This is a genomic window from Fusibacter sp., assembly GCF_057447755.1.
Genome location: NZ_JBVBZF010000182.1, coordinates 1 through 6,950 on the forward strand (window position 1 = coordinate 1; position 6,950 = coordinate 6,950).

The following is a 6,950-nucleotide window of genomic DNA, read 5'->3' on the forward strand; positions in this document are numbered from 1 at the left end:
ATCCAAATCATACCGTCAAATTTTATTCTGCTCAAACTAGTAACTTGACTTGTTAGTAATGTCGTATATGGTAAGTCCATAATCCTGTGCAATAGCTATAAAAACTCAATAATACACTTATCTGTCAGTATTATACCTTGTTTCTCAGCCCATAAATTTAATTCCGCTAATTCTAACTTATTCACTAGAACAGGTAGAGCTTTTCCATATTTCCCTAAAATATCGTTCAACTCACTAATACGTTTATTCTATATAATCCTCCTCATAATTGATATAGAATCCATTCTCTGCCAAAAAAACATTAGTGATTCTTTTGACTAACGAGAGACGAACTTATGTCGTTGGTCTTTTATGACTCCAGTTTATCCAAATAATCTGTCATCCTTTTACTGAGTCTATTTCTTAAAACTTCCATCCATTCAGGTTCATTATCCCATTTTTCTTCCAAGGAAGACGACACTCTGAAATATGAGTACAAGTCTGCAAATGACTTATATAATGCTCTATTATTGCTATACATTTCTAAATTGCCGCCTGCATCTAAATATCCATTTATAAAACATGCTTTTGCAATATTCTGAAATTCTTCTAATTCCGATTCTATGCTATTTATTGCCCGTTCCACATCCTGACCATAAAAGCCATACATACAATCGTCAAAATCTATTGCTGAAAGTTTTTGAGTTTCATTATCATAAATGATATTATCCAACTCATAATCATAATGTATTAATCCATAAGAATGATATGTTATATCTAATTTATCAAACTTTTTTCTCAATACATTCAAATGATCCAGCAGTCTCGTATTATTAGAAATATCCTTCACAAGTTTACCTTCAATCATATTAAAAATATCAAAAATACTATTTCGTTCAAGAACTGATTGTACTTTTTCCTTTGATATCTCATGTAGCCTTGCTAGTGATTTACCATAATTATAGGCTATTTCTTCTGTCATTTCTATGCTCTCAAGAGTTTCATTACCAACGCTTTCAAATACAACAGCATGATAAGAACCCCAAGGCGTTTCCTTTGTTTCTATCAAATTTCCAAATTTACTTTTAATTACATTAGGTACATTAAACTCATTATTGGATAGTATATTAATAAATTCTAATTCTTGGCTAATGCATTTATTGTCTTTTTCAGATGCCGGAATAAATCTTAGAAAATGGATTTTACTCTGATTTTTAAATGGATAAATGGCATTTGATGAAATCCTGTAGTACTTAAATAACTCTACCGACTCATCATCATAATTCCAATTTTTTAATAGCATTAAAGCCAATTCACTGTTGTCAAATAAATATTTCAATTTTAACATTTAATACCTCTTCTATTCGTTAAAATAACTGAGAACTAATAAATTTTGCCCTCCAATTGGCTATTTTGGTAGTTTTCTATTACCTGACGTTTCATGTCAATCACTCCTTTCATAATATGTATATTATAGGCTTTCGAAAAACGTTCTTGCGGTTACCGACGTTCCTGAACCGGACCCTCAGAGATCTTTTTCACTGGTGGTGCTTGCACACGGTGAAGCAATGTGCGCAGTTAATGGAAATATTTTGTTATCAGATGTTACCTCACTCAGTTTCAAAGTTAATCCCTAACTTTTTTTTAAGTCTGATGAGGAAATACTATATTATCGTATTTTTTTTAAGGAAGGCACTCACTAAACAATCTCTTCAACTTTATCAATTTTCTTGTCCAACATACTCTTTAAAATTCCATATGTCAGCGCAAATAACCCTATTAACATAAATCCAACCCCAAAATATACCCCTATTTCCCAAGGAAGTATTGCAGGTGGAAAAGTAGAGTCTATAGGCTGATTAAATATTATCGAAAACCAACGCCACCCATAACCTATAAAGAACAGAGAACCGATAATATTCAAAAATATATTCTCTCTAAAACTCAGTAACCATGCTGATGCTAGGTTTGATGTTATAAAAATTGCAACACGTCCCCATTCAATTGATCCAACTTGTAATCCTATTAATATTATAAATAAAGCAAAATAAGAAGGTATTAATAAAAAAACAAACATAACTTTTCGATTATTTTTTAGCATTAGTTCATCTCCCATTTTCACTTAGAACCTAAACTGTCTCATTTGCGTACATTACATTTATATTGTCTGTTGATTCCATTTGTAAATTAATTTATAGTTTTCTGGAAAACATATTAATAAAGACCAGTTCTATTTTTAAATGTTATTAATTTTCCAAGCCTAATTCATATCGTTTTGTAAAAGTAATAACTCGTTACATGTAAAGACAAGCAAAATATCTAAACTTTATAGATAATCTTGATTTCCTTATTTATTCTTCAATACAAAACTTAAGACATGATAGTTAAATCTTTCATTTTAATGTATGCCCACGTTTACGTCAGAATAATTCTACTCTTCTAAATCATCTTGTAGACACTTTTTATAAAAAGTTGTACTAATCAGAAAAACTGTTTATCAACCATTCACTTTTTAACAGTCTATAAGAAACTCGATCCTTCATTTTGCCATCATGCCATTCACACTGTTTGTATTCTCCTTCTTTGGTCATACCACAATTTATCATTACGCGTTCTGACCCTATATTTTCTTTGATACAACCAGTTGTTATTCGAAAAACTTCATTTTCCTCAAAAGCAAACCGCATTATCTCTTTTAATGCTTCCGTAACATATCCATGTCCCCAATGCTTTTCAAATATAAAATAACCTAGATGAACGAGCTTTCCTAATGGTGTGAAATCAGTGACTGTATAGCCTATTTCTCCTATATGATCTTTTAAATCTTTACTTTCAATTTTTAGAAAATATTTTTTTCTCGACTCTAATCCAATCTCTTCAATCGAACTAAGCAAATTTGATTTTGAATCAGCTAAAGTTTTAGTTTTAATATCCTGAAGATAATACATGACCCTCTCATCCGAAAAAATCAAATGATGTGAATGTAAATCTTCAATTGTATGATCCCTGATTATTAATCGTTTAGTCTCTAATTTAATAAAATTACACATATTATCCTCTCATAATTTAACAATAAATTTTACCCAGTCATCAGCTACATAATATTTCTATTTAATTTATAGTCATTACTTAATTTCTGAAATATAACAGTGGCGATTAAAAGGCAATTTTCAGTTAGATTGTCTCATCAAGTTTGTAAACCATTGATTTGGAAATTAAATATACATTTCCTAAAATATCGATTTTGTCTCCATTCGCTCTTATTGCACAATCTTTATTGGATACATATACATTTATATTTTCTGATAATGGAGATAGCGCATCTTTAATCTGTGCAAAATTATTCTCAAGATCATAATGAGATAACACAGAAAAATTATCTAGTCCAATGCCATCATAAATGGAACTCGTATCAACTTCGTAACCAGTGGTTCTTGAACATAACCATTTTGCTGACATGTTAATAGCACCAGCGCTTGTCCCGAGAACAACAGCGTTAGATTTTTTAATTAAATCAGACAATTCATAATCAACCAAGAGTTTATTCTGTTCAGTAGTATTTCCTCCCAACAAAAAAATAACTGATGCCTTCTGAATTGATCTTTGTGCTTCTTCTTTTTGGACTCTGTAATTAATCAAATTGTAATCTTCAAACCTTATATTTGCCTGATCAAGCCAAGAACGTTCGGTAAGACCACACTCTTCATCTTCATGGAGAGCTGGATCAGCGCTAATCATAACAAGAGATTTTTTATCAATTATATCCTCGTGCAATTGTGCAACCAGCTTGTCAGGAAAAAAGTCATTAAACCAACCTAAATAGTAGTGAGTTTTCATAAGTACCTCCTCTGTAATTTTGAGAATGGAAATGAGTATAATGTATATTCGCTTATCTTTTTAAATCTTAATTTTTCTGCAAATTTAATGGATGCAATGTTTTCCCCCATACACTCCAATTGAACATGATTGTCTGATTTAAAACACTCTTCAATAAAGGCTTCTGTTGAAATTTGTGATAATCCTTGCCTTCTGTATTCTTCTAATGTTTCAATACCGATAGTCATTACATTATCTATAAAGAAATTTCCTATACTATAATTTGTAAGATACTGATATATGAATTGAAAATTTTCATCAGCTAATACTTCTTTGTAATGACTTACTAGCTCATTCATATTCTTATTGGACATTATCTATACGCCTTATCCATATATTAATGGTTACTATACTGTAAACGATTCAGATGCTGCTAAACAAAGGTATGAATTCCGCTAACGTTCCCACGGTTCACGATCGTTCCTCTCTTTTAACGCCTCAGCGGAAAAAGTGGCGCGACGTGTGTCTCGCAGACGTCGTGACATCAAGGGGAATGATGGGAATCAGTGTGTTCGTATCACATTTGCTTTTATTCTTTAATCTTTACAACACTAAAGATTGTATTGTTCCAGTTTCTATAAAACCTAATTTTTCACTAAGTTTTTTCGATGCCGGATTGTCTTCACTTCTCCAAATGTAATTTCTGTCTTCTTTTTCTATTAAATATTTACATACACTTTCTGCATATCCACAATTTCTATATTCCGGATGAGTTAACACACCAATATCAGACAAAGTTTCACCAAAATGCCATAGTGAAGCTACTGAGACAACTTTTCCGTCTTTTACAAATCCATATACTACTGGGTCATAAAGATTAACGGCCCCCTCATTTTTTTCTTTATCGGTGAGGCTATCTATAAGTTGATTAAATATTTCCTTATCAGCTACAGTAAGTCTTCTACAAAACTCAGAATTCTCTATAAAGTTATATTTTTGTTTCTTTAAAAAACTAACAATTGTTGTATCTGATTTTGCTGCATTATTAACATTCAAATTCTCCATAAATTGTAAGCGCTCGGGTAAAATAGTCCATTTGATTTCTCCGAACTCATATATCGAAGGGGTACATTCTTTTCTATAAAACACTTTAGAGTTTACTAAGTATTCTTCTTTAGTAGTAAATTTATAATATTCCATAAGTTGTTTTTCAAACATTAACTTCTCCTCCATTAAATTCATGTGATGTTTCAAAATCTTTCTTTTTCTTTTGTGATATGTTTGCTAACGTTCCCACTATTACCGCTGTTCCTTACTTTTAACGCCTTAGCGGGAAAAGTGGCGCGGTGCTTGTTTCGCAAGGCTTGTGACATCGGAAGGAATGTAGGAAATTGGCGTGTTGGACGAAGATGATATCTATTTTATCTGATATGATGCTTCTGATTTCCTTATTATAATATTGTTAATATCAAATCCATTCAATAATAAAATAATCTTTAAGTCTTCCGATGTTATTTTAGAGCTAGGTCCAATTATAATTTCTTTAATGATTCCTTCTTTTACATGGTTATTAAATGTTAAATCAAAACTTGCAATCACCTTATCATCATGAATTTTGTAATTCATTTTGTTTAATTTAAATCTATTTGAGCTAAATGTTTTGGTAACAGTTTCTTTTAAAATTTCTACATCTATCCATTCGTTCAATATTGGTGCATAAACGATTCTTACTTCCTTTTCTTCTTTAAATGCTGGATTTTTAATCAAACAGCTTCCTTTTAATAAGTATCGCGCAAAATATTCGCAGAACACCTCAAATTCTTCAAATAGGAATTCCTCAAAACTATCATAAATTCCAATATACATTTCTTTATATAATGGCTTCGTTTCAACAAATGCACATTCAGCTGCAAACTTTATTTCATCAATTTGGTCTTTCTTCTCATACTTTACAAAATCAACGAATAATTCACTTTTCCTTTTCTCAATATCAAAGATAGTCTTTTTATCAAACCCAATGGATACACCTAAACCATTTTTTGCATATGCTCTCCATTGGCTTAATAGATCACCCTCAGTTGAAAAACATGATACAAAACTTGACTGTCGAATATAATAATTTAACTCTTCAAATATCATTTCAAGTGGGTTATCTAAAGGATATCCAGTTTGATATTTATATCTCAAATCAAACTTTAATCCTTTTTCATTGAAAAAATCATTAAGTGCCTCCTCAATATTTTTAAGAACCCATGTCCTCTCATAATAATCATTTGACTTGGATACGTCCGAAAGTCGTATAGTTTTATTCGTTATTATTGAATTAAAAGTATCAAGACTACAATAATGATATATATTATGTCCCATCTTATTCTCCCTTGATATTATTTTTGCATAACGAGAGGCGAATTCACGACGTTGCCTGTCTGACTCCGCAGAGGCAGACTTGGCGCTGGGCTTGCGTACCGCAAGCACTGTGACAACTGGGCAATTTCGTGAATTCGAAGTTATACAAAGTTTACTACGGTTTCCAATAGTTAGTGTAACTCAATAATCTTTTTAGTATATTGTTTTATTCTTGAGATCATATTTTCTTCTATTGGCACTTATTTCCTTTAGCCAATCGTCTACATTTGATTTTACAAAATAGTATTTTTTATTAATTGTATAATACGGAAACATTAACCCAGAAAAAGTTCCGTTTTTCTCTAAGACTGTCTTTTCTGCTTCCATAATGTCTATGACTTCTCCTTGGCTGATTGAAAGATAACTAGCCACTTCTTCAATGGTCATTACATTTCCAAAGATAACTTCCTCTACTTTTTGATTAAATGTAATTTTAACTAATAGAATAGAAATTACAACAAAACTGATGGCAATGATGCTTAGCGTTATCTGTATTATTATGCCATTAAGCTTATTTTGCTCCATGGAATCCTCCTCTGATACAACAAATGTTGTCTCTCTGGTTTAAATGAATTATTGTCGTATCTAAATTATAGTATCTTAGTAGGAAAGTCGGGTAAGTCAGAGGGCTTGCGCCCTCTTTCTCCCCTAAGAACCGTACGTGACACTTTCACGTCATACGGCTCAAGTTATTTATAACTGACCATTTTCAGTGATCAGCAAGCCTTCCGTTTCTGGTAATATGCCTC

General features: G+C 31.4%; 8 protein-coding genes. All 8 read right to left on the bottom strand.

All coding sequences use genetic code 11. From position 1 onward, the window contains the following. Positions 1 to 349: 349 nt before the first annotated feature. Entirely contained in the window at positions 350 to 1,327 is a 978-nt protein-coding gene (locus tag AC220I_RS15705) for a phosphotransferase enzyme family protein (protein WP_486724805.1), read from the bottom strand. 351 nt (positions 1,328 to 1,678) lie between these two features. After that, positions 1,679 to 2,080 (bottom strand): hypothetical protein, encoded by a 402-nt coding sequence (locus AC220I_RS15710; RefSeq protein ID WP_486724806.1) that lies wholly within the window; start codon positions 2,078 to 2,080, stop codon positions 1,679 to 1,681. A gap of 376 nt (positions 2,081 to 2,456) precedes the next feature. Further along, positions 2,457 to 3,029 carry a GNAT family N-acetyltransferase gene (locus AC220I_RS15715; RefSeq protein ID WP_486724807.1) on the bottom strand — a complete coding sequence of 191 codons (573 nt, stop codon included), beginning with the start codon at positions 3,027 to 3,029 and terminating at the stop codon, positions 2,457 to 2,459. A gap of 124 nt (positions 3,030 to 3,153) precedes the next feature. Beyond that, positions 3,154 to 3,816 (bottom strand): Type 1 glutamine amidotransferase-like domain-containing protein, encoded by a 663-nt coding sequence (locus tag AC220I_RS15720; protein ID WP_486724808.1) that lies wholly within the window; start codon positions 3,814 to 3,816, stop codon positions 3,154 to 3,156. Next, the gene (locus AC220I_RS15725) at positions 3,813 to 4,154 is read right to left on the bottom strand and encodes a GNAT family N-acetyltransferase (protein WP_486724809.1); all 342 of its coding nucleotides are present in this window, start codon (positions 4,152 to 4,154) and stop codon (positions 3,813 to 3,815) included. Before AC220I_RS15725 ends, AC220I_RS15720 begins: the two co-directional genes overlap by 4 nt. A 244-nt stretch (positions 4,155 to 4,398) precedes the next feature. Beyond that, positions 4,399 to 5,013 (bottom strand): GNAT family N-acetyltransferase, encoded by a 615-nt coding sequence (locus tag AC220I_RS15730; protein WP_486724810.1) that lies wholly within the window; start codon positions 5,011 to 5,013, stop codon positions 4,399 to 4,401. A 198-nt stretch (positions 5,014 to 5,211) separates the two neighbouring features. After that, positions 5,212 to 6,162: a DUF2971 domain-containing protein gene (locus AC220I_RS15735; protein WP_486724811.1), complete on the bottom strand. Its 951-nt coding sequence runs from the start codon at positions 6,160 to 6,162 to the stop codon at positions 5,212 to 5,214. A 192-nt stretch (positions 6,163 to 6,354) separates the two neighbouring features. After that, positions 6,355 to 6,726, bottom strand: a complete 372-nt coding sequence (locus AC220I_RS15740; RefSeq protein ID WP_486724812.1) for a helix-turn-helix domain-containing protein — start codon at positions 6,724 to 6,726, stop codon at positions 6,355 to 6,357. Between the last annotated feature and the right edge of the window lie 224 nt (positions 6,727 to 6,950).

Excerpts from the sequence above, each read along its gene's own strand:
- AC220I_RS15705 (WP_486724805.1), bottom strand. The coding sequence starts at position 1,327 with ATGTTAAAATTGAAATATTTATTTGACAACAGTGAATTGGCTTTAATG.
- AC220I_RS15710 (WP_486724806.1), bottom strand. The coding sequence starts at position 2,080 with ATGCTAAAAAATAATCGAAAAGTTATGTTTGTTTTTTTATTAATACCT.
- AC220I_RS15715 (WP_486724807.1), bottom strand. The coding sequence starts at position 3,029 with ATGTGTAATTTTATTAAATTAGAGACTAAACGATTAATAATCAGGGAT.
- AC220I_RS15720 (WP_486724808.1), bottom strand. The coding sequence starts at position 3,816 with ATGAAAACTCACTACTATTTAGGTTGGTTTAATGACTTTTTTCCTGAC.
- AC220I_RS15725 (WP_486724809.1), bottom strand. The coding sequence starts at position 4,154 with ATGAATGAGCTAGTAAGTCATTACAAAGAAGTATTAGCTGATGAAAAT.
- AC220I_RS15730 (WP_486724810.1), bottom strand. The coding sequence starts at position 5,013 with ATGTTTGAAAAACAACTTATGGAATATTATAAATTTACTACTAAAGAA.
- AC220I_RS15735 (WP_486724811.1), bottom strand. The coding sequence starts at position 6,162 with ATGGGACATAATATATATCATTATTGTAGTCTTGATACTTTTAATTCA.
- AC220I_RS15740 (WP_486724812.1), bottom strand. The coding sequence starts at position 6,726 with ATGGAGCAAAATAAGCTTAATGGCATAATAATACAGATAACGCTAAGC.